This window comes from Sandaracinomonas limnophila, from assembly GCF_004005965.1.
Classification (GTDB): domain Bacteria; phylum Bacteroidota; class Bacteroidia; order Cytophagales; family Spirosomataceae; genus Sandaracinomonas; species Sandaracinomonas limnophila.
In genome coordinates this window covers 116981-137004 of sequence record NZ_SACY01000006.1, presented here as the reverse complement: position 1 = coordinate 137004, position 20024 = coordinate 116981, and the positions used below count along the sequence as shown (strand labels likewise).

Here is a 20024-nt window from a genome sequence, read left to right as displayed (position 1 = left end):
TTATGGAGCCGATAGGACGGGTGTTCACCTCTTCCCATCTCGAACAGAGAAGTTAAGCCCCGCACCGCTGATGATACTGGGATCAAACCCGGGAAAGTAAGTAAGCTCCAAAGTATTATTCAAGGCCCGTAGATTTGCGGGCCTTTTTTTGTCCTCTTTTTTAGCCTATTCATCTATCTTTTTCGCTTTCCCTTTTATTTTTAGCCTTTTTATACTATATTTGCAACATTGTTGCATTTTTATGAAACACCTAGGTCTACTACTTTTTCTTATAAGTGTTCTTTCTTGTTCCAGAAATAACATAGATGTTTCTGATGATAATGAAGGTATAACTACTGTTCAATTAACTGTTGTTCCCGTAAGCGAAAGTTTTTCCGATAATGAATTGGAAACCGAATCTGGTACCAATTATTTTTGGCGTGAAGGAAAGGGAGATTTGGTTCAATTAGATAAAAATCAAAACTATTATTTGCAAATTTCTTATTTAAATGAATCCGGTTTAAATGTTTCCGATGAAACTGAAGAAATTGAAAAAGAATCTGATGCACATTTGGTTTTAATTAAATCAACTCCAGAAGATTTCATAAATGTTAAATTTCTAGATAAAGATTCAAAAGGACGGAAACTTGGACTTAAAAATAAAATAAAGGGTTCTAATAAAGGAGGTGGAAATCTTCGTGTAATTCTTTTGCATCAACCTCCTGTACATGGAAAGGATGTAAAAGATGGTATAAATGAGAATATTGGTTCTACTGATTCTGATGTAAGTTTTCCAATAATTATTAAATGACAAAGCGTAAACTTAAAAAATGGCTGCCTATAGAGCAATTTGGAATGTTTCTTTCCTTATTGTGTGCAATTCATTGCCTTTCGCTACCGTTATTATTGTTTTTTGCACCCTATTTTGCCTCTTCTTTTGCATTTGATCAAAGTGTAGAATGGTCTTTAGTTGCTTCTAGTTTTTTATTGGCAAGCTATTTACTGTATTCCGATTTTAGAAAACATCGTCAAATTCAACCCCTGATTCTATTATTGGCTGCTATTTTTTCAAAACTTGTTGAAATTTTATTACATAATAATTCTATAAATTGGTTATTTGGACTTAGTTTAGGAGTGTTTATCAGTTTAGCCTATTATATTAATTACCGACATAAGTCAACTTGTCGCTGTAAGGCCTAAAAAAATAGAGTTTTTCTATGCCTTTTTGTATCTTTACTAAATTTTTATTTAGCCAAATTATTTGTGAGTAATTTCGATTCAACCATTTTTGAACCAGTAATTGGTCTTGAAATCCATGCCCAACTACAAACTAATTCAAAGATTTTTGCTAGTGACCCTGTTTTGTTTGGTCAGGACCCAAATACCTTAATTTCACCAATTACCTTGGGACACCCAGGGACTTTGCCGAAATTAAATATCAATGCGGTTAATTTTGCTATAAAAATGGGTTTGGCAATTGGTTCAGAAATTACCTCTAAACAATATTTTGACCGTAAAAATTATTTCTATCCTGACCTTCCTAAAGGTTATCAAATAACCCAAGATAAAACACCAATCTGTATGGGAGGTGCTGTAAAGGTTCGTTTGAAAGCCGGACCCAAAGAAATTCCATTTCATCACATTCATTTAGAAGAAGATGCCGGCAAATCGATACACGAAGGGGATAATCCGTATAGTTTTATAGATTTTAACCGCGCAGGTACAGCCTTAATTGAAATGGTTACCGAGCCGGCATTACACTCTGCAGAAGAAGCTTTTGCCTTGGTTACGGAGGTTCGGAAATTGGTTCGATACTTAGGAATTTGTGATGGTAACATGGAAGAGGGTAGCCTTCGTGCCGATGTCAATGTTTCTTTACGAAAAGTTGGGGAGACTAAATTAGGTACAAAGGTGGAAATCAAAAACATGAATTCTATCCGAAATATTCAGCGAGCAATTGAATATGAATGTTTTCGTCAGTCTGAAGCTTTATTAAATGGTGAGCAATTAGTTCAGGAAACAAGAACTTTTGATGCGCATACAGGAAAAACACATTCCATGCGTGTAAAGGAAACTATGAACGATTATCGATATTTTCCAGAACCAGATTTAGCACCCTTGGAAATTACGGAAAAGTGGATTGCTGAAATAAAATCTAAGATGCCCTTATTGCCATGGGAGCAAGAAGCAGAATTTATTAATACTTATCACTTGCCAGAATATGATGCACATTTTTTAGCTGAGTCGAAAGAAATGGCAGATTATTTTAAGGAAATTGCCTCAAAAACCAAAGCAGTTAAAGCTATTTCAAATTGGTTGATGGGGCCTGTTAAATCCTATTTGAACGATAACCATTTAGAGATATCACAGTTTCCATTAAGTGCGGATCGTTTGGCCGAAATAATTGATTTAGTAGAATCAGGGACTTTGTCTCATAATTTAGCATCCCACCAATTATTTCCATTGTGTTTGTCAAACCCAACTGAAAATGCTATTCAAATTGTAGAAAAACAAGGTTGGTTGGCCAATAAACCGGATGAAGATTCGTTACATACGATTATCGAAGATACATTAAATAATTTTCCGGATAAGGTAAAGGAATATCACAAGGGTAAAAAGGGTTTATTAGCCATGTTTATGGGAGATGTGATGAAGAAAACCAAAGGTACGGCTGATCCCAAAAGATTGAATCAATTAATGGCAGAAGCTTTGGAAAATCGAAAATAAAATGAAAAAAATCGTAACATTTGTATTGTTTTTGGCATTATTGAGCTCATTTGTTACAAATGCGCAAAATTATGAAATAGTGGCTAAGGCAAATCAAGTCATTCCTAACCGTAAAATTTATTTAGAATATATCAATGTAAGGGGTCAGATCGTAAAGGTTGATTCAATGTTACCTAATGCTCAAAAAACTGTAAAATTCACCGGTAAAGTGTTAGATGGTGGAGCGTTTTATTTGGTTAATTTTTTTGATGTTCCAAATCCACAAAAAGTTTTAGCCATTATTGATGAAGGGGATAAAGTAGAAATTCAAGCAGATGGAATAAGTACTCCCGAAAAACCAGGAACCTTTTCGATCAAAGGGTCCTCAGATAATATCAAATACATGCTTCAAATAATGGAGTATTCGAAAGCACTTGAAACAAAGGTAAAGACTTGGAATGAGGAGCTTAAGAAGAATCCAAGTGCTCAAGCGAGAATTCAATCTGAATTTGCAATTTCACAAAAAGAAACAGTAAATAAAATTAAGGCATTAATTCCAGTTATGGGAACTAAATTGGTGGCATTATGGGCAACTAATTTCCTACCTGCCGAAACAGAATTAGCCACTTTAGAAGATATTGGTAATAAATTCAAAGTAGCTCGACCAAACCACCCACAAGTGAAACCTTTTCTTGAAAACTTGAAACGCATGAAGGGGGTAAATATTGGTTCAGATGCCCCAGAAGTTGATTTGCCAACTCCAACGGGTGAACGATTGGCTTTATCAAGTTTAAAAGGCAAATATGTATTATTAGACTTTTGGGCCTCATGGTGTGGACCTTGTCGACAAGAAAATCCCAACGTTGTAAAAACCTATGCAAAATATAAAGACTCAGGATTTGAGATTTTAGGGATAAGTTTGGATAAGGATAAAGCAGCTTGGTTACGTGCCATTGAAAACGATCATTTGACTTGGAAACATGTTTCGGATTTGCAGTATTGGAACTCTGTGGCTGCTCAGGCCTACCAAGTTAATTCCATTCCTATGACCTATTTGGTGGGTCCAGATGGGAAAATAGTGGCCAAAGGATTGCGTGGACCTAGTTTGGATAATTTTTTATTGAATTTATTTAAGAAGTAAAATACAACATGAAAATTGGTATCATTGGTTGCGGAAACATGGGAATGGCTTTTGCAAATTCTTTCATACAGTACAATTTGGTTTCAAAGGAAAACCTTTTATTGATTGAAAAAAGTGCAGAAAGGGGTGCAGATCTGCAAGAGCAAAAAGCCGGAGTGGTGGTAGATACTATTTCCGAAAAGTTGGGAGAGGTTGATTTGATAATTCTTTCTGTAAAACCTCAAGATTTTCCTTCGGTTGCAGCGGAAGCTCAAAAGTTTATAAAATCGAATCAATTGGTGCTTTCCATTATGGCAGGTATTCCTATTGTGAAAATCCAAGAAAGTTTACAGCATCCACTCATCATTCGTGCTATGCCTAATACCCCAGCTCTATTGGGAATGGGTATGACGGCTTTTGCGGCAGCTCCTGAAGTTGGATTGTCTGATATTCGTAAGGTTGAAAATTTGATTAATAGTACGGGTAGAGCGGTATTTTTGGAGCAGGAGGATTTAATAGATGCCGTTACAGCTTTGAGTGGCTCTGGTCCCGCCTATTATTTTTATATCGTCAAGCAAATGATAGATGCTGGTGTAGCCATGGGCTTTGATTCTGCTATGGCCTCTTTGTTGGTTAAACAAACGATGTTGGGTTCTTATCATTTAATGCAGACTTCTGATAAAACTCTAGATGAATTGATTCAGGCTGTGGCTTCAAAGGGGGGGACTACAGAGGCAGCTTTGAAAACTTTTGGAGAAAAAGGAGTAGGTGAAGGTTTGAAAGATGGGATTTTTGCTGCTCAAAAGCGAGCCAAAGAATTGGCAGGTTAAACAAGCCAATGCTCCAAAAAGTGTTTATCTAATAATTTAGAAATTAAATCGCCGTTGGGGGAAACAGTAGGTTGGGAGCTAGCAAATAATCTTTCAATTAGACTTTGCATTTCTTCTTCAGAAAGTGATTTTAAATGAAATTTGGCAGCCGTTCGGTTTGCCATAATTCTAGCCAGCTTTTCTTGGTTTAGAACAGTTTTTTCGGAAGATTCGTGTTTCAATTGTTCCAATAAATCTTCAATAATTTCTTGTGGACTTTCCTCTCCGAGTGTTGTGGGAATTCCTGAAATGGAATAAGTGCCATCTGGATTAGGGGAAAGGTCAAATCCTAAATGTTTAATTTCTTCCAAAATTTCTAAAAACAATAATTTATCACTCGGGTTCAACTGTAAAGTTTCTGGAAATAATAGCTGCTGAGAGGGGCCATTTTTTTTCTCTAATGAATCAATAAATTGTTCAAAAAGTATTCGTTGGTAGGCTCTTTTTTGGTGGATAACCATGAGACCGTCTGCACGCGTAATGCCAATATATCCTTGGGTGACAGGAACGAATCTCATTTTAGTTCTACCGGTATTTTCCGAACCTAAATCATTCGCCTTGCTTTGTAAGGTAGGAAAAGGATTGTGGATATCCTGCTTGAACAAATCTTGGGAATCTAGGCCCATTTGACTTTCAAATTGATTTACGCTATCGCTTAAACCTTCGTATAATTTTTTCCATGAATCGTTAATTGCCCTTGCCGATTGTCCAGGCATAGGGCTAGAATAAACGGAAGGAGGTGTTTTCGGAAAAGAGGTGTTTGCTGCTCCTAGATTTTGTAAAAAATTTGTATTGGTTTCAAAATCGATGGAAGGAATTAAATGATTTACACTTAATGTTTTCCTTACGGCTGCATGTACAATTGCATAGACAGAGCGTTCGTCATCAAATTTGATTTCTGTTTTGGTTGGATGAACATTGATATCGATGTGTGATGGATCAATGGTCAGAAACAGAACGTAGAAGGGGAAATTGCCTTCTGGTATTAATCTTTCAAAAGCAGTTGAAACCGCGTGATTGAGATAGGTACTTTTGATGAAACGATCATTGACAAAAAAGAATTGTTCTCCACGGGTTTTTTTTGAGTTTTCAGGTTTTCCAATATAGCCTTTTATGGAGACATAGCTAGTTTCCTCTTCGCAAGGGGCTAGTTGTTCTCTATAATTTTTGCCAAACAAATCCACAATTCGTTTACCCAAACTTTCTGCGGGTAGGTTATAAACCTCTTCGCCGTTTTGGTTGAGGGAAAATTTAATGTTAGGGTGTGCAAGGGCTACACGTTGGAATTCGTCTAAAATATGACGCATTTCAACGGGATTAGATTTTAGAAAATTTCTTCTTGCGGGAATATTGTAAAAAAGGTTTTTAACTGAAACGGATGTACCTGTTGGGCAAGATACATTTTCTTGTTGCTTTAAAACGGAAGCCTCGATTCGAATGAAGGTTCCAAGCTCATCTGTTTCTCGTTTTGATTTTAATTCAATTTGAGCAACAGAAGCTATAGACGCCATTGCTTCGCCTCTAAAGCCCATCGTTTTAATTTGGAATAAATCTTCAGCCTTACGTATTTTGGAGGTCGCATGGCGCTCGAAGCACATTCTGGCATCAGTTTCCGACATCCCTGAGCCGTTATCAATTACTTGGATAAGTGCTTTGCCAGCATCTTTGGTAATTAATTGAATGGACGTAGCTCCGGCGTCAATGGCATTTTCTAATAATTCTTTTACAACTGATGCAGGGCGTTGCACCACTTCGCCGGCGGCGATTTGGTTTGCGATTGCATCAGGTAAGAGTTTTATTAGGTCTTGCATGGTAAATAGAGGTTCAATTTAACAAAAAAAAGGGAATGTTGCCATTCCCTTTTTTTATTATCAGAAGGTTGGATTATTTTAATTCAACTTCAGCACCAGCTTCTTCTAAAGATTTTTTCAAACCTTCAGCTTCGTCTTTGCTTACGCCTTCTTTAACAGCCTTAGGAGCAGCATCTACTACATCTTTAGCTTCTTTCAAACCTAAACCAGTTAAGTCTTTAACTAATTTTACGATAGCTAATTTGTTAGGACCAGCTGACTTCAAGATCACATCGAAAGATGATTTCTCAGCAGCAGCTTCTCCACCACCTTCGCCACCAGCTGCAGGACCTGCAACCATTACAGCACCAGCAGCAGCTGGCTCGATTCCGTACTCATCCTTAAGGATAGCAGCTAATTCATTTACTTCTTTTACAGTTAAGTTCACTAATTGTTCAGCGAACGCTTTTAAATCTGCCATTTTAAAAAAAATTTAATTGTTAAAAATTAATATTTGTGGGCTAAGCCCGATAAATCATTTGTAAATTATTCTGGGCGCTCAGATAAAGTCTTAACCAATCCAGCCAATTTATGCTCACTGCTCTTAAGAGCTGCAACCACGTTCTTAGCAGGCGATTGAAGTAATCCAATAACTTCTCCAATCATCTCGTTTTTCGACTTGATATTCTCTAGGGCAGCTAATTGACCTTCGCCAATGTACAAACCACCTTCGATAGAGGCACCTTTGAATGTAATTTTGTCTTTTCCAGCTTCTTTCTTGAAATCTTTGATCAATTTAGCAGGAGTTTTAGCATTTTCTGGAGAGAAAATGATACCTGACATACCTTTCAAAACTTCAGTATTAAATGCTGAATAATCGGTTCCTGTTTTTTCTAAAGCCTTAGCGATCAAAGTGTTTTTGAACACTTTGTACTCTAAACCTCTTTGAAAACACATTCTGCGGAAGTCAGAAACTTCTGCAACAGTTAAACCAGCAGTACTTGCAATGTAGAAGTACGGAGTTGCAGCGAACTTTTCGCTCAACTCATCAATAATTTGATTTTTTTCTTCTCTAGTCATCTTACAAGCCAGTTACCGTCCCTTTGTCGATAATAACGCCCGGAGACATTGTTGAAGACAAATTGATTGATTTAACATAAGTACCTTTAGCAGAAGAAGGTTTCAATTTCAATAAAGTATTGATAACTTCTTGTGCATTTTCTGCGATTTTAGCAGCGTCGAAAGAAACTTTACCGATAGATGTATGAATGATTCCTGTTTTATCAACTTTGAAATCAATCTTACCAGCTTTTACTTCTTTCACTGCGTTTCCTACTTCCAAAGTAACTGTACCAGACTTTGGATTAGGCATAAGTCCACGTGGACCTAAAACACGACCTAAGCGACCTAATTTTGCCATCACAGTTGGCATAGTGATAATCACATCGATATCGGTCCAACCTCCTTCGATTTTTGCGATATAATCATCTAATCCTACGTGATCAGCTCCGGCAGCTTTTGCTTCTTCGTTTTTGTCAGGAGTACAAAGTACTAAAACGCGAACGTCTTTACCTGTACCGTGAGGAAGAGCAACAACTCCACGAACCATTTGGTCTGCTTTACGAGGGTCAACACCTAAACGGATATCAATATCCACAGAGGAGTCGAATTTTGTATAGGAAATTTCTTTCAAAATTTCAGCCGCCTTGTCAAGCGAGTACGCTTGAGTCGGATCATATTTGGAAAGAGCTTCCTTTTGTTTCTTCGTAAGTTTTGCCATTACCTTTAATTAATTTTGGTTTAATTTCCGATTTAAAAATCAAAATGGTTTTTCACCGGAAACAGTAATACCCATTGACCTAGCTGTACCAGCAATCATGCTCATAGCAGCTTCGATTGTAAAACAGTTTAAGTCTGGCATCTTAGTCTCAGCGATAACTCGCACTTGATCCCAAGATACTGAACCAACCTTTTTCAAGTTTGGTTGAGCTGAACCAGATTTTACTTTCGCAGCTTCCAATAATAAAATTGGTGCTGGAGGTGTTTTTACAACGAAATCAAACGATTTGTCTGCATAGTATGTGATTAACACAGGCAATACAACGCCTTGCTTATCTTGAGTTCTCGCATTAAACTGCTTACAGAACTCCATAATGTTCAAACCTTTCGAACCTAATGCAGGACCGATGGGCGGTGAAGGATTGGCTTGGCCACCTTTGCATTGCAACTTTACGTAGCCAGCTATTTCTTTTGCCATATTAAAACATCGTTTTTAAGTTAATTTGAAGTTTTTGTATTGAAAAAAAGTGGAAGCCTATTTCCAATACTAAACTTCATTTTTGGCTTTCCAGTGTAACACTCCTTCCGGCCTATTCTGCAAAAAACAAAATACCGCTTTTAAAACGGACTGCAAAATTAGGGGAAAGATTTTTAAGTTCCAAATGTTTGGGAGAAGAATTTTAGAACTTAAGAACTTTAGAATCTGGGAATTGGGGAATCGAAGAATTGGAGAACTTTATAATCTGAGAATTGAGGAATCGAAGAATTGGAGAACTTTATAATCTGAGAATTGAGGAATCGAAGAATTGGAGAACTTTATAATCTGAGAATTGAGGAATCGAAGAATTGGAGAACTTTAGAATCTGAGAATTGAGGAATCGAAGAATTGGAGAACTTTAGAATCTGAGAATTGAGGAATCGAAGAATTGGAGAACTTTAGAATCTGGGAATTGAGGAATCGAAGAATTGGAGAACTTTAGAATCTGAGAGTTGAGGAATCGAAGAATTGGAGAACTTTAGAATCTGGGAATTGAGGAATCGAAGAATTGGAGAACTTTAGAATTAGAGAATTTTAGAATTGGAGAATTTTATCAATTAATTGATAGGAAATATAATTTTATTTCTGTTGGGGAAAGAACTCCCCTTACCCCCTGCAATTTAGCTGCTTCATTTAAAAGTTGTTTGATAAAATTATTTTCCACAATTCTCAGATTCATATATTCTCAGATTCATAGATTCTCCGATTCATAGATTCTCCGATTCCCCAATACCCAGATTCTAAAATTCTTCAATTCTCAACTTGAAATGGTATCAAAATATCAGCATTTTTAGGCTTTTGCTTTTTGGCTAATTGGATGGCCAATTGGATAGCATTTTTGCCTTGATTTTCAGCATCTTGGAGTATTGTTGCATCCAGTTTTTTAGCTTTTACGGCTTTTCTTGCATCTGCAATCCCATCTACACTTACCACAATAGTTGAACTCTTTAGATTTTTATCCATAAGTGCCTGGGCAGCTCCTAAGCCCATTTCATCATTATGTGCAAATACGGCCTGAATGTTTTTTCCATGCAATTGAATCCAATTTTCCATTAAGGACATGGCCTTGGCCCGATCCCATTCTCCTGTTTGGGTAGCAAGTACCTTTAGGTTTGGATATTTTTTTAAAGCATCTTTTGCCCCTAAATCTCGATCAATTTGAGCCGCTTGGCCCAAATATCCTTGAATGATAACAATATTCCCTTTACCATTTAATTTTTTAGCAATAAATTCAATGGCTAATTTGGCCGACTCTTTGTCGTCTGAGCCCACAAAAGCATCAGGTTTTTCCTTGGTGGATGAATTGACATTTACAATAGGAATTCCTGCTTTTTTAGCCTTAATTATGGCAGGAGAGCTCGCCTCAAATTCGCATGGATTCAAAATTATGGCATCGACCTGCTGATTAATAAAATTTTCAACTTGTTCAATTTGCTTTAAAGAGGACCTTTCCGCATCTACTACTATCAATTCTACCTTATTTTCTTTGGCATATTTTTCCAAAGATTGGGAAACATTTAAAACGAATTCGTTTTGGAGACTCAACATGGAAACCCCAATTCTAAGAGTTTGGCCTTCAGTAGATTTTTTTTGTCCGCAGGAGAAGATGAAAAAACCTATGAATGCAAGAAAAATGTATTTAAATTTCATCGTTTTAATTTTCTGTTTTCTGATAAATTCTGTCAAATAGTACAGCTAAAATAATAATTCCACCCATCAACAGTTGTTGCCAATATGCAGAAACATTTAATAGGTCTAATCCATTGTTGATTATTCCTATAAATATAACACCTAAAAGCGTTCCTATCATACTGCCTTTTCCACCTTTTGTGCTGGTTCCTCCAATAATTACTGCTGCAATAGCATCCAATTCAAATCCAAGTCCAGCATTGGGTTGACCAGTATTAATTCTGGAAGTCAATAGGATAGAAGCCACGGCTGCAAAAAGTCCGCTTAAACTATACACTAAACATTTTATTTTATTTACTGAAATTCCAGAAACAAATGCTGCAAACTCGTTGCCTCCAATAGCTTTGATGTACCGACCCCAAATGGATTGGTCCAAAATATAGGTACTTATAAAAAAGGTGAGAACTAATATAAGGATCGAAATTGGAATGCCAAAAAGGGCTTCATTACCTAAATAATTGAAGCTGTCCAATAAATTGGAAACCGGTTTACCATCACTAATAAGGAGTGCCAAACCTCTACCCATCGTCATGCTTCCAAGGGTAACAATAAATGGTGGAACCTTTGAAAAAACAGTTATTAGGCCATTTAATGTGCCTATGAGTGTACCTACAAGCAAAGAAAGTAAAATAGATAGTCCTAAATTTCCTGTTTCGGCTTGGGCGAAAAGTGCTGCAACAACTCCAGAAACAGCTAAAATACTTCCAATGGAAAGATCAATTCCTCCGGAAATAATAACAAATGTTACCCCAAAGGCCAAAATTCCATTTACCGCAATTTGATTAAAAATTAATAGAAAATTAGAAAGGGTGGAAAAGGCCGGAGATTGTGAGGAGAAATATACACATGTTAAAATCAGGGCTATTAATAAACCTCCAAATTGACTCTTTGTTAAAAATTGTAGGATTTTTTTCATCTTTATTGCATGGCAAAATGTATTATTTCTTCTGGCTTGATTTGTTCTTTTTCAAGAATTGCAGTCTGTTTTCCCTTAGACAAAACCAAAACGCGGTCACTCATATGTATTAATTCTGGCAAATCTGAGGAAATGAGTAAAATGGATTTTCCTCCCTCAAGCAATTCGTTCATAAGCTGATAAATTTCAAATTTTGCCTGTACATCAATGCCTCTTGTAGGTTCATCTAAAATTATGATTTCAGGGTCATTTTGCAGGACTTTTGCCAACACTACTTTTTGTTGATTTCCACCACTTAGCTTTTGCACAGTTTGGCTTTTAAACAAGTGTTTAATATTAAATTTTTGGATGGCTGAGGAAGCATTTTTCAACTCTTTTTCCTTTTGAATCCATCCAAATTTTTGAAAAAGGTTTAAACTAGAGAGGCTAATATTTTGTGAAATTGTAAAGTCTGGGATAAATCCAGATTCTTTTCTTTCTTCTCCCACATAGCCAATGCACTCTCGAATGGCATCTTTGGGGGATTTGTAATTAACCTTAGATCCATTTAAACTAATTTCTCCGGTGTGATTTTTTGTAATTCCTCCAATTGCCATTCCCAACTCTGTTCTTCCTGCGCCCATCAGTCCCGCAATTCCTAAAACCTCTCCTTTTTTTAATTCGAAATTGATATTTTGAAATTTTAAGTCTTTTCTTGAAAGATTTTTTACGGCCAAAATTTTAGATCCAATAGTAGAATTTTTTTCAGGAAAATATTGCTGAATTTCTCTTCCAACCATCTGTCGTAAGGTTTCTTTTTCTGTAATTTGATTGATGGGATTGGAGGAAACAATGGATCCATCTCGAAGCACCGAAATGTGGTCGGATAGGCTGAAAATTTCATTCATTTTATGCGAAGTGAAAATCATCCCGACGCCCTCGGTTTTCAACTTTTGAATTACATTGATAAATTTTTGGACCTCTGCTTCTGATAGGGAAGAGGTTGGCTCATCCATTAAAATCAGTTGTGAATTTTGAGAAACAGCCTTTAAAATCTCGACTAATTGTTGATTGGCAGTGGATAAATTTTTTACTAAAGTTTTAGGATCTAATTCAATGTCATATTCATCAAGTAATTCAATTGTTTTGAGCAGAATGTTTTTGTCTTTTTGCCAAGGGAAAAATCCAAAGGAATGTTCTCTGCCTAAAAAAATATTTTCTGCAATACTTAACTCTGGAATTAAAAGAATTTCTTGGTGAATCATTGACACACCTATTTTATCCAAAAAAATCACCTCTCCATGGGTAGGAGAGATGATTCCCAGAATTGTTTTCATTAATGTTGACTTCCCCGCCCCGTTTTCTCCAACCAAGGCGTGAATTTCGCCCGCTCTGATTTCAAGAGAAACCTCTTTTAAAATGGATATCTGGTTGAATTCAACAGAAATATTTTTTAACAGGGCCAGTTGACGCCGGTGTTTTTCCATTGTTTATTATTTGCAGAATCAATAACTGCTTCGCAAACTTTTTGAGTCTCTAAGGCCTCTTTAAAGGTTGGAGAGCAAGGTTGATTTTTCTCAAGAGATAACAAAAAATCAGCTACTTGATGCACAAAACTGTGCTCATAACCAATACTTAAACCAGGTACCCACCATTTATCCATATACGGCTGGTCACCATCAGTTACCAAAATAGACTTCCATCCTCTTACAATTGAATCATCCGAATGATCAAACATTTCCAAATAGTTCAAATCATGAAGATCCCAACGCAAGGACGCATGTTCTCCATTTATTTCAAATGTGTAAAGAGCTTTGTGACCACGAGCATATCGGGTAGATTCAAAAAGTCCTAAGGAACCATTGTCGAAATGGCAATGAAACAAACAAGCGTCATCAATTCCTACTTTTTGTTTAGCACCTGTTGCTGCATGTGTTCTTTCTTTAACAAAGGTTTCTGTCATAGCAGACACATCTTTGATGCCTCCATTTAACCACATTGCGGTGTCGATACAGTGCGCTAAAAGGTCGCCTGTAACCCCTGAACCAGCAGCTTCTACATCTAATCGCCAAGTACCTGCACCTCCTTGGGGTACGTCAGGACTTATCGTCCAATCTTGCAAGAAGTTGGCTCTGTAATGGAAAATTCGACCTAATTTGCCTGAATCAATGATTTGTTTAGCCAAAGTTACGGCGGGTAATCTGCGATAATTGTACCAAACCGTATTTTTTACTCCAGCTGCTTCGATCGCTTTTACCATTTCTTCCCCTTCTGCTAATGTTCTTGACAATGGTTTTTCGCAAAGAATCATTTTGCCAGCTTTTGCTGCTGCTATGGCAATTTCAGCGTGGGTGTCATTGGGTGTACAAATATCTACTGCATCGATATCGTCTCTAGCGATTAAGGCTTTCCAATCTGTTTCATAAGAGGCATAACCCCATTGTTCAGCAAATGCTTTTACCTTTTCTTCATTTCTTGAGCAAACCGCTTGTAATTTTGGTTTGTATTCAAGGTTTGGAAAGAAATTTTGTATTCTATTATATCCGTTGGAGTGGGTTCTTCCCATGAAGCCAGTTCCAATAAGTCCTATTCTTAAAGTTTTCATTTCAAATTTGATTAATTCCAGCCGTGAGCGTTTCTTACTTTGATTAACATACCTAAAATATTATTCCAGGTTTCTTGTTTCATCATTACCTCGTTCGAGAACATACAGCCATCCCAACAAATATGTTTAAATGCTTTGGTTAATTGTCCATTGCCATCTCTTAACCATAAACCAGCATCTTCTACTACATTTAATTTACCGTTCGGGTCATTTGCCTGGCAGTGTCTTCCCGTTTTGTCGTGAGAGCCTGTTCCATGAACTGTGCCATCATTTTGGGCAACATGGAAATCGATGGTCCAAGGACGAAGTGCATCTGTCAAAGTTTTAAGCGCACTTGTCAAAACCGAACGATCTTTCCAATCATAATTTTCTGGTAAAATTCTGTGCTCAGGCGCATTGTAACCCATGGTGTAAAGCAGTGTATGCGACATATCTGCTTGGAAACCGATATTTGGTCTATCTACTGCTTCTAATATTTCAATGACATGCTTCCAAGAGTGGATGCCACCCCAGCAAATTTCTCCTTCTATGGCTAATTTTTCGCCATAATCTTTTGCCACATCGCAAGCTCTTTGAAAGGTTTCAACAATTTGTTTGGAATTTCCTTTTGGGTCTTTCGCCCAATCGCCCACTCCAGCTGCCGAGTCAATTCTTACCACTCCACTGGTTCTGATACCCGTTTCGTTCCAATAAGCTGCTGCCTCACAAGTTTTTTTCACCATGTCAACAAAAGTATCTCTTGCCGACTGGTCTCCCATTGCACTACCAGCCCAAATAGGTGCCACTAAACTACCAATTTGTAAATTATAGGAAGCAACTTTATCGGCCATTGCTTTTGCACCATCTTTTCCACTTTCTATATCAAAATGTGGACCTAATAAGCCTAGGTCAACACCATCAAATTTTATGCCATCGACCTCTGCAGCTGCAGTCATTTTTAACATTTGATCCAATGAAATTACAGGCTCTGAATCGGGGCCTTTGCCAACAAGTCCTGGCCAAGTGGCATTATGTATTTTTGGAAAATTATTCATAGTAAATAAATTTTATAGGTTCAAGTCAGGGTTTTTAGGTCCGAAATGTTTCAACATAACAATTGGGTCTGTTTTAGAAGTATTTGTAATTTTTACGCCTTCTTTAGCTGCGCTTTCTGTTACAAAAAACTCGTCATACGTTAATTGTCCGTAACGAATTAGTGCAGGAGTTTCAATATCCCAAACCCCCATTTTACCGTGGCCTTGCATCATGATTAATCCATAAGCCGCTGCATCTTTAATAGTTACCGTTTGTCCAGGGAATACTGTTAATTCTTTTGCACTAAATGCATCCGAACGGTAGCAAATCCATTTTTCTGAATATCCCTGTGCATTCATTTCTTTTTCATCTCTTACTGAAATTGGCTCCATGAAGCGAGTTTCTAAAAGATTCGGATTTGTATTCAAATCCCAATCAATTACTTCCATCAGTTGGTCGTAATTGCCAATTTCTTCTTTTGGTGTTCCATTCCAAAGTAATTCTTCTGGGATTACTGCCTCGTTAACCAAGGATTGATACATAGCAAACACATCTGAAGCTTTTTGTGGCTCGTATGTACACATACTACCCGGAGCATGTAACATCCCCGGAGGTACGTCCCAGCCAGTTCCCGGAATTAATGGGAAAGCTTGTGAATACATGGTAATTTTGTTGTCACCTTTGGTAAAATTCATCAAACATTCTTTGATTTGCTCTTTGGTTGTTCCAGGTGCAATTCCGAAGAAAGTATATGGGAAATCACCGCCATGATTATTCAATTGTGGTGGAAAATAATAGGCTTCGGGTTTTCCTAATTGTCCAATTTTTGCTGCGTGCTCATCGTTGTGATGAATATGGTGAGGCAGAGGACCCATGTTGTCGAAGAATTTCGAATACATAGGCCAAGATTTGTACTCATTCCAAAGTCTTTCCCCAATAACTTCTGCGCCAGCTTGTTCAATTAAATCTTTTAATAAAACCTGCTTTTCTTTTCCATTTTCTTCGTAAACTACAAAGCTTAATCCTTCGTGCTCACCTGTAAGCGGGCCATTTTTAGCTGGTGTAGTGGAAGAAAGCCATCTTTCGTCTATTCCACCGCGTACGCCACCCAATACATAGTAGTCATCCGGATGTAATTTGATTCTTCTACCTGGCACGCAAAAGGATCTTGGAACCCACGTTGGAGCCAATCTTAAAATCCCTTTTCCTTGTTCAATAATTTTAGAATAAATACTCATAGTTATAATTTATTTAAGGCTTATGTAATTTAAATATTTTTAATAATTTTTAGTTCTAATTGAATTTTTTTTATTTCACCAGGTTGCATAAAAATTAAATTTCCATCTTCTCTCGCTTTCTTTTGACCGTTCAAAGGATTTGAAGACGGCTCAAGGCCAGTTACATATTCTTTTTTGCCAAAATGTTGCCAATTGATTAGATAAGGTAATTCTTTTTTGTCCCATTCTAATTTAATTCCCAGCATTCGTTTTGGATTCCAAAGTGAAGTAGTTGCTTTGGAACTATTTTGGGTTGAGACATCTACTATCACAACTGATTCTCCCGTTCCCGCATGTAAATCGGAAGGCCCTGGAAGGGTGGTTAAATTAGTAGGGTCTGCTAAATATTTAGGGTCAGATTTAACAAAATGATTGCCTTCATAAAAAATTTGACTTCCCTCATCTAATAAAGGATAGCCAAAATTGAAATGATATAAAATCATAAATGGAGCTGCTTGATTTCCTTCATTGATGATTTCATCATCAATTTTTAGGGAAGGATTACCGATAGTTCCAGATATGGTTCTTTTCAAGGTCAAGCAAGGCCCAAAAATTTTATGCTGTCTAATGATGCCGGTAATGGCAAAAGTTAAATCGCCTGTTAAAATATTGGGTTGTTGAATGGAAATTATTTCAGCTGGAAGGTTAGAAATTTGCCCATGAATTCCTCTTTCGCCAAATTCATCTGACTCTGGTCCGCCCACATGGTCTAGTCCACAAGTTGTTAAAAGTCCCCCTCCAAAAGTACGGAGCCAGTTTAATCCTTGATTGGCTAATAATTGCGGTTTTACAACGCCAATGTGTGCAATCCAAGCCAAAGAGCAATCGTTGTAAACGGCCTCGGCAATGTCCATTCCTCGGTCGATAATCACTTTATATCGCAAACCACTTCCTGTGTCGATCCACGCAATTCTAACACCTGCACCTGCTCCATTGTCGAGAATTGAAGTTTCAATTCCTCCTAATTGTTTATGATTTCCTACTTTGTTTTGGTAATTCATTCTTAAAAATGGGGTTTAAACATTTGTTTAAACCCCTTCAATTTTACTTTTTAAATACGGCATTATCAGGATTTCCACCTGCCATTAAGTATGCCATTAAATCTTTCAATTCTTCTGCATTTAATGAATTAATCAAACTTGGAAGCATTAATGAAACATTCGAATATTTAACCGAACGAACATTTTTCTTTAAAATTTTCTCAACCTGATCTGGATCATACGGATTTTGAGAAATGTAAAATGCATTTTGATCTTGATTGGTTAAACGGCCAACAATAGACGTTCCATTTTTCAATTCAAATTGCGAAGCAGCATATTGGTCAGAAACTGACTTGCTTGGCAAGATGATTGCTTCTAACATGTCTTTTTTGGAGAAACGAGTTCCAAGATTGGTTAATTCTGGACCCACATTTCCACCCTCATTACCCATGGTGTGGCATCTACCGCAGGTTACAGCATTGTACCAATTTTTACCATTTTCAAAACTTCTACCTGTCAAAGGCTCATCAAATAAAGCTAATGCCTCTTCTACTTTCCATTGTTTTCCTGGACCTTTAGGATAATTCGTTAAGACCAAATCATTTCCGTTGGCTGTCAATAAATCAGCTCCAGACAATTTGTTGTATTTTTCTTTCAAGGCTTCCGGAACATTTTTCAAGGCTAATTTTCTTCCTCTGTCGATAAAGCCAACATAAGAACGACCTCCTTGGAATGCAAATCCTTTTTTGAACCAGCTAAAATATTGGTCACGTAAAGCGTCTGTCCAGTTTTCTTTGGCAGCACTTAGCATAATGCCTAAGTATATGGATTGTGCTGGTGGAATTTTCTCCAACATTTTCGCAATATCTGTACCGTATTGCGGATTACGCATAATTAAATCTGCAGAAGAAGTAGCAGTTTCTTTTCTGTATGCAGCTACACTTGCAGTATCTTTTGTCTCAATTAATTTCAAGGTTCTCTCAATTACTTTTGGAGCTTCAAGCGGAATTAACAAGCGGCTTAGAGCTCTATCCATGTGCATTGAATTTGCAGGATATTTTGCATCAAATTTGGCAATGATTTTAGATCCTGTTGCTGCATCTGGTAATCCTAAACGCAAAATAGCTAACTCATAGGCACGCAAAATATCAAGCGTTTGAGATTCCGAAAATCCCTTGGAGTCGATGGCTAATAATGCATTGTAAATGGGAACTTTTGCATCTGCTTTGCTATTCCTAATTAATGCGATTAAGGCATTTACTGCAGTAATTGGATCTTTTTCATTCAAGGCCTTGTCTTTCCATTCCGCTACTGGCTGGTGTTCCACAGCAATTCTTGCCGCGTAACGAATAAAGCGATCTGGGTTTTTCAAATTTGGCCAAGCCAAAGCTAAAGCATCTTTATTTGGACCATTGTGGTATTGTTCAATCTTTCTACGAAGCTCGTTTTGAGGATTAGGAGCCGCTACCAGTGTTTTTGCACTTGCTTCTTCTGGACCATTGTAGGAAACTCTATAAATATCAGACTCCAATCTACGGCCACCTGCCATAAAATACAAGTTTCCATCTGGACCAATAACTCCATCGGTTAAAGGCAGAGGAATTCCAGATAAAAATTCTTCACGGTCGGCTAAGAAAGTGGAACCCGAAGGTTTTAATTTGATCAAGTGGGCCATTCCAAAAGTCCAGTCGAAAGCCAATAAAGACTTTTTGTATTTTGCAGGCATTTTTGCATCCTTTAAAGACAAAAGACTTGTTGGTGATCCTTGGCCAATGTTTAAAACTGCTGGTAAATTGTCTGGATACGTTGGCGACCACTTGGAGTTTCCAGTTCTCCAGCCATATTCAGAGCCAGAAGTCACATGACAAATTCTGGTTGGGCGGTACCAAGGTAAGCCGAAGTCCCATTCCATATCTGCATCATAAGCAAATAAATCACCCGTTTCGTTGAAAGCAATGTCGAATGCATTTCTGTAACCAGCACTAACAAGTTCGTATCTTTTTCCTTCTGGGTCAAAGTTTAAAACGTAACCACCAGGTGCATAACGGTCGTTTGCGTGTCCACGTGGGTCTTTGATCAATGGGAACAAATTGTCTTCTTGCCAGGTTTTTGGCAAACGGTAATGATCTACCTCAGGAACATCCGTATGGTTACCATTTACTAAATAAAGCGATTTTTTGTCGGGAGAAAGGATGATACTATGAGGACCATGCTCACCTTCACCTTTAAATTCCTTCATTAAGGTGATTTTGTCGTATTGATCGTCACCATCTAAATCTTGAACACGGTAAAGTCCAGAACCTCTCGGTGCATAACCCTGTTGGAATTGTCGAGGAGCATTAGATGCAGGTTGTGCTCCTGGCTTGGAAGCACGTGCGTTTACAACCACATAGAGGCTATTGAATGCATATAAAAGTCCGTGTGCGTTACCTATTCCTAAGGTATCAACCCCTTTTCCAAACTTTAATTTTTCGATTTTAGGCTTTACACTTGCAGAACCCACCGCTGGAATGGTTAGGCGGTAAAGTCCACCGTATTGGTCGGAGCAAATCATTCGACCTTTGTCGTCAAAGGTCATAGAAACCCAAGAGCCAATTCCTTCGTCAGAAGGACTTATGATATGTTCTATTTTGAATCCTGGTTGCAATCGAATTTTATCGATTTTAGGGTTTCCTCCTTCAACAACAGCAGGTTCAAAGGTAAACAAAGCGCGGTAAGATGCGGAGCCAAGAAGCACAATAGCTAATAAGGCCAGTAAAATTTTACCAGATAGTTTCATAGGT

At 37.4% G+C, this 20024-nt stretch carries 18 protein-coding genes and 1 rRNA gene; 6 read left to right on the top strand and 13 right to left on the bottom strand.

The annotated features are described in order from the left end of the window. Position 1 precedes the first annotated feature (1 nt). From rrf to proC, 6 genes are all read left to right on the top strand, one after another. Positions 2–113 (top strand): 5S ribosomal RNA (gene rrf / locus EOJ36_RS11815). A gap of 128 nt (positions 114–241) precedes the next feature. Beyond that, entirely contained in the window at positions 242–790 is a 549-nt protein-coding gene (locus EOJ36_RS11810) for a hypothetical protein (protein ID WP_127805643.1), read from the top strand. Beyond that, positions 787–1179, top strand: a complete 393-nt coding sequence (locus tag EOJ36_RS11805; RefSeq protein ID WP_127805641.1) for a MerC domain-containing protein — start codon at positions 787–789, stop codon at positions 1177–1179. The genes EOJ36_RS11810 and EOJ36_RS11805 overlap by 4 nt, the downstream gene beginning before the upstream one ends. Before the next feature lie 63 nt (positions 1180–1242). After that, a complete protein-coding gene (gatB, locus tag EOJ36_RS11800) occupies positions 1243–2706 on the top strand; it encodes an Asp-tRNA(Asn)/Glu-tRNA(Gln) amidotransferase subunit GatB (protein WP_127805639.1) in 1464 nt (487 codons plus the stop codon). A 1-nt stretch (position 2707) separates the two neighbouring features. Then, positions 2708–3826 carry a TlpA family protein disulfide reductase gene (locus EOJ36_RS11795; protein WP_127805637.1) on the top strand — a complete coding sequence of 373 codons (1119 nt, stop codon included), beginning with the start codon at positions 2708–2710 and terminating at the stop codon, positions 3824–3826. A gap of 8 nt (positions 3827–3834) precedes the next feature. After that, positions 3835–4635 carry a pyrroline-5-carboxylate reductase gene (gene proC, locus EOJ36_RS11790; protein ID WP_127805635.1) on the top strand — a complete coding sequence of 267 codons (801 nt, stop codon included), beginning with the start codon at positions 3835–3837 and terminating at the stop codon, positions 4633–4635. Here proC and mutL read toward each other — a convergent pair. The 13 genes from mutL to EOJ36_RS11725 all read right to left on the bottom strand — a co-directional run bounded on the left by mutL (position 4632) and on the right by EOJ36_RS11725 (position 20020). Further along, positions 4632–6485 (bottom strand): DNA mismatch repair endonuclease MutL, encoded by a 1854-nt coding sequence (mutL, locus tag EOJ36_RS11785; RefSeq protein WP_127805633.1) that lies wholly within the window; start codon positions 6483–6485, stop codon positions 4632–4634. The genes proC and mutL overlap by 4 nt on opposite strands. Positions 6486–6558: 73 nt before the next feature. Further along, positions 6559–6945, bottom strand: a complete 387-nt coding sequence (gene rplL, locus EOJ36_RS11780; protein WP_127805631.1) for a 50S ribosomal protein L7/L12 — start codon at positions 6943–6945, stop codon at positions 6559–6561. Positions 6946–7010: 65 nt separating this feature from the next. Further along, positions 7011–7544: a 50S ribosomal protein L10 gene (gene rplJ / locus EOJ36_RS11775; RefSeq protein WP_127805629.1), complete on the bottom strand. Its 534-nt coding sequence runs from the start codon at positions 7542–7544 to the stop codon at positions 7011–7013. 1 nt (position 7545) lies between these two features. Further along, complete coding sequence (rplA, locus tag EOJ36_RS11770; RefSeq protein WP_127805627.1) at positions 7546–8244, bottom strand: 50S ribosomal protein L1; 699 nt, start codon at positions 8242–8244, stop codon at positions 7546–7548. Between the two features lie 39 nt (positions 8245–8283). Next, positions 8284–8721 carry a 50S ribosomal protein L11 gene (rplK, locus tag EOJ36_RS11765; RefSeq protein ID WP_127805625.1) on the bottom strand — a complete coding sequence of 146 codons (438 nt, stop codon included), beginning with the start codon at positions 8719–8721 and terminating at the stop codon, positions 8284–8286. 810 nt (positions 8722–9531) lie between these two features. Further along, the gene (locus EOJ36_RS11760) at positions 9532–10431 is read right to left on the bottom strand and encodes a substrate-binding domain-containing protein (protein ID WP_127805623.1); all 900 of its coding nucleotides are present in this window, start codon (positions 10429–10431) and stop codon (positions 9532–9534) included. A 4-nt stretch (positions 10432–10435) separates the two neighbouring features. Continuing rightward, a complete protein-coding gene (locus EOJ36_RS11755; protein WP_127805621.1) occupies positions 10436–11386 on the bottom strand; it encodes an ABC transporter permease in 951 nt (316 codons plus the stop codon). Between the two features lie 2 nt (positions 11387–11388). Further along, the gene (locus EOJ36_RS11750; RefSeq protein WP_127805619.1) at positions 11389–12852 is read right to left on the bottom strand and encodes a sugar ABC transporter ATP-binding protein; all 1464 of its coding nucleotides are present in this window, start codon (positions 12850–12852) and stop codon (positions 11389–11391) included. Further along, a complete protein-coding gene (locus tag EOJ36_RS11745; RefSeq protein ID WP_127805617.1) occupies positions 12819–13970 on the bottom strand; it encodes a Gfo/Idh/MocA family protein in 1152 nt (383 codons plus the stop codon). Before EOJ36_RS11745 ends, EOJ36_RS11750 begins: the two co-directional genes overlap by 34 nt. 11 nt (positions 13971–13981) lie before the next feature. After that, positions 13982–15004, bottom strand: a complete 1023-nt coding sequence (locus EOJ36_RS11740) for a sugar phosphate isomerase/epimerase family protein (RefSeq protein ID WP_127805615.1) — start codon at positions 15002–15004, stop codon at positions 13982–13984. Positions 15005–15016: 12 nt separating this feature from the next. After that, complete coding sequence (locus tag EOJ36_RS11735; RefSeq protein ID WP_127805613.1) at positions 15017–16222, bottom strand: class I mannose-6-phosphate isomerase; 1206 nt, start codon at positions 16220–16222, stop codon at positions 15017–15019. 29 nt (positions 16223–16251) lie between these two features. Further along, positions 16252–17262, bottom strand: a complete 1011-nt coding sequence (locus EOJ36_RS11730; RefSeq protein ID WP_127805611.1) for an aldose 1-epimerase family protein — start codon at positions 17260–17262, stop codon at positions 16252–16254. A 43-nt stretch (positions 17263–17305) separates the two neighbouring features. Next, positions 17306–20020, bottom strand: coding sequence for a c-type cytochrome (locus EOJ36_RS11725; protein ID WP_127805609.1), 2715 nt, complete (start codon positions 20018–20020; stop codon positions 17306–17308). Between the last annotated feature and the right edge of the window lie 4 nt (positions 20021–20024).

What these genes read in the sequence shown, in the direction of transcription:
- EOJ36_RS11810 (WP_127805643.1), top strand. Translation starts at nt 242, where the DNA reads ATGAAACACCTAGGTCTACTACTTTTTCTTATAAGTGTTCTTTCTTGT.
- EOJ36_RS11805 (WP_127805641.1), top strand. Translation starts at nt 787, where the DNA reads ATGACAAAGCGTAAACTTAAAAAATGGCTGCCTATAGAGCAATTTGGA.
- EOJ36_RS11795 (WP_127805637.1), top strand. Translation starts at nt 2,708, where the DNA reads ATGAAAAAAATCGTAACATTTGTATTGTTTTTGGCATTATTGAGCTCA.
- proC (WP_127805635.1), top strand. Translation starts at nt 3,835, where the DNA reads ATGAAAATTGGTATCATTGGTTGCGGAAACATGGGAATGGCTTTTGCA.
- mutL (WP_127805633.1), bottom strand. Translation starts at nt 6,485, where the DNA reads ATGCAAGACCTAATAAAACTCTTACCTGATGCAATCGCAAACCAAATC.
- rplL (WP_127805631.1), bottom strand. Translation starts at nt 6,945, where the DNA reads ATGGCAGATTTAAAAGCGTTCGCTGAACAATTAGTGAACTTAACTGTA.
- rplJ (WP_127805629.1), bottom strand. Translation starts at nt 7,544, where the DNA reads ATGACTAGAGAAGAAAAAAATCAAATTATTGATGAGTTGAGCGAAAAG.
- rplA (WP_127805627.1), bottom strand. Translation starts at nt 8,244, where the DNA reads ATGGCAAAACTTACGAAGAAACAAAAGGAAGCTCTTTCCAAATATGAT.
- rplK (WP_127805625.1), bottom strand. Translation starts at nt 8,721, where the DNA reads ATGGCAAAAGAAATAGCTGGCTACGTAAAGTTGCAATGCAAAGGTGGC.
- EOJ36_RS11760 (WP_127805623.1), bottom strand. Translation starts at nt 10,431, where the DNA reads ATGAAATTTAAATACATTTTTCTTGCATTCATAGGTTTTTTCATCTTC.
- EOJ36_RS11755 (WP_127805621.1), bottom strand. Translation starts at nt 11,386, where the DNA reads ATGAAAAAAATCCTACAATTTTTAACAAAGAGTCAATTTGGAGGTTTA.
- EOJ36_RS11750 (WP_127805619.1), bottom strand. Translation starts at nt 12,852, where the DNA reads ATGGAAAAACACCGGCGTCAACTGGCCCTGTTAAAAAATATTTCTGTT.
- EOJ36_RS11745 (WP_127805617.1), bottom strand. Translation starts at nt 13,970, where the DNA reads ATGAAAACTTTAAGAATAGGACTTATTGGAACTGGCTTCATGGGAAGA.
- EOJ36_RS11740 (WP_127805615.1), bottom strand. Translation starts at nt 15,004, where the DNA reads ATGAATAATTTTCCAAAAATACATAATGCCACTTGGCCAGGACTTGTT.
- EOJ36_RS11735 (WP_127805613.1), bottom strand. Translation starts at nt 16,222, where the DNA reads ATGAGTATTTATTCTAAAATTATTGAACAAGGAAAAGGGATTTTAAGA.
- EOJ36_RS11730 (WP_127805611.1), bottom strand. Translation starts at nt 17,262, where the DNA reads ATGAATTACCAAAACAAAGTAGGAAATCATAAACAATTAGGAGGAATT.
- EOJ36_RS11725 (WP_127805609.1), bottom strand. Translation starts at nt 20,020, where the DNA reads ATGAAACTATCTGGTAAAATTTTACTGGCCTTATTAGCTATTGTGCTT.